Source organism: Acinetobacter sp. YH12063, assembly GCF_013419715.1.
Classification (GTDB): Bacteria; Pseudomonadota; Gammaproteobacteria; order Pseudomonadales; family Moraxellaceae; genus Acinetobacter; species Acinetobacter amyesii.
Map to the genome: position 1 here is coordinate 1 of NZ_VOZO01000042.1, position 2021 is coordinate 2021.

Below are 2021 nucleotides of genomic sequence, written 5' to 3' on the forward strand. Positions count from 1 at the left end.
AAAGTCGTTTGAATGATTTCTTCTTGGTCTACGTGCCATAAAATACTCCATATATTGATGTTTATAACATCATTTGAGGAGCAGAGTATCACTTATAGGAGTTGTTCAAATTTCCGGATCCATCTCTAAGTGAGGAGGAAATGACTCTTACTATTCAGATGTTGTTTCAAGCTTTTTTTGATTGATAGAGTTTTATGTATTAAACTCTATATTGAAAGTAAATATATTGTAAAAATAGTATGTTATTTACTAATTGATTAAATTATTTACACTTATTCTGTATAATGCTCTATGAATTCATTACTTATTTTTTTAAATTAAAAATCATATGCAAAGCTTAAATGATGAAGAGTGTCGCCAAGTTGAAAGTGTAAAACAGCTTTTACAAAAAAATTTTAAAGATAAGCTTTATGCTATTTATTTATATGGTTCGTATGTTGATGGTGGTTTAAAACATAAAAGTGATCTTGATATTTTAGTTATTATTGAACGTGAAATTACCGATCAGGAAAGAAAACAATTAGCGCAGAATTTTCTAAATATATCTGTTCCGATTGGTCATGCTACAGCGCGTGCCTTAGAAATTACGATATTAGAAAAAGGGAGTATTACCAATAAAAATCATCCATATACATATCAGCTACAATATGGCGAGTGGTTGAGAGAAGAATTACTCAAAGGTGAATTACTTTATAGTCAATCTGATCCAGATATTAGTATTTTACTTAAAACTGCCCAATTACATAACATTACTATCTTTGGACCTGATATTTGCGATTGGTTAAATCCAATTAGCTATGAACAATTAATATTTGCCATGCAAAAAACTTATCCACAAATTATTGCTCATTGGAAAGACGATCAGGATGAATGTAATCAAATTTTAGCGCTATGCCGTATAGCTTATACATTAGATCATAAAACAATAGTTGCCAAGGATGTTGCTGCGACATGGTTTTTAGAATTCTTAAGTCAGATAGATCAAGACATTTTGCAACTCATAATAGATGAATATATTGGGCAAGGTCATGAGCAATGTTGGTTAGTTTTACATGATCAGCTTGCTAAAATTGTTAAAGAATTACAGCATAAAATTGAACCACTACTTTTTAACTGATGTGGAAGTAATGGATATGCTTCTTAGATTATTACCTCACTATATCTCTAAATACCGAAGAGACTTGATATTGCAAAGGGGGGCGTGGTTGGAGTTGCATGAAGATTTTAAATAAAAGCGGAGGAACTAGGGTAAAAGTTGCCAAAAAGTTTCTTCTGAAATGACTTTTATATTATGACGTTTAAGCAAAGCGGAGGTAACTCCATTGCCATAGATCTTATTCCCATTAAATTGACCATCGTAAATCATTGAACTACCACATGAAGGGCTATTTTCTTTAAGCACTACCAGAGTAGCTTTTAATAATTGAACTTTTTTTAAAGTTCTATATGCCCCTTCAATATAGATTGAAGTCACATCCTTTCCTGATTTTTCAATTACACAGGCTTTTCCATCTAAGACATCATCGCCATTACCTCCCGAAATCTCGGCAGGTTCGCGTGGTGTTGATAAACCGCCAAGAATCTCTGGACATACCATAGTAGCTTTTCCATCTTTGACTAATTTTTCGATTTTTTCGTTTAAGCTATGCGTCCCGTTATAACGTACCTTTAAGCCAGCCAGACAAGAACTTACTAAAATCATATTTCCTCTATGAAAAAGATATGTATCGATTTGCTATTTAGCCAGTACCTATTATTTTTTAAAATTAATAGGTTAGTGCTATGGATAAAACAAGAATTTAAATATGATCAATGCAAAGTGAGTTATTTTTTTTCTAACCCACAAAGCTTATAGATTAGTTTGATCCTTTTTGTTTAGAAAATTTATCAACAGTGATGTGTGCTGAATTAGCAGGAGACTTTCACTTGGGAGATTCTAGGCAGCTAACCGATAAAAGTCTTCTGCCATTTGATTTGGTGTCTTAAAATCCAAGCCTTTTTGAATTCTTCGCTGATTATAA

The 2021-nt window shown here is 32.1% G+C and carries 2 protein-coding genes; one reads left to right on the top strand and one right to left on the bottom strand.

The window, feature by feature from the left end:
- The first annotated feature begins 328 nt into the window (after positions 1-328).
- Complete coding sequence (locus FTU12_RS16255; RefSeq protein WP_038350081.1) at positions 329-1117, top strand: aminoglycoside adenylyltransferase domain-containing protein; 789 nt, start codon at positions 329-331, stop codon at positions 1115-1117.
- Between the two features lie 126 nt (positions 1118-1243).
- Here the strand turns inward: FTU12_RS16255 and FTU12_RS16260 are convergent, their stop codons facing one another.
- The gene (locus FTU12_RS16260) at positions 1244-1702 is read right to left on the bottom strand and encodes a DUF523 domain-containing protein (RefSeq protein ID WP_077170035.1); all 459 of its coding nucleotides are present in this window, start codon (positions 1700-1702) and stop codon (positions 1244-1246) included.
- Positions 1703-2021: the final 319 nt, after the last annotated feature.

What these genes read in the sequence shown, in the direction of transcription:
- FTU12_RS16260 (WP_077170035.1), bottom strand. Translation starts at nt 1,702, where the DNA reads ATGATTTTAGTAAGTTCTTGTCTGGCTGGCTTAAAGGTACGTTATAAC.
- FTU12_RS16255 (WP_038350081.1), top strand. Translation starts at nt 329, where the DNA reads ATGCAAAGCTTAAATGATGAAGAGTGTCGCCAAGTTGAAAGTGTAAAA.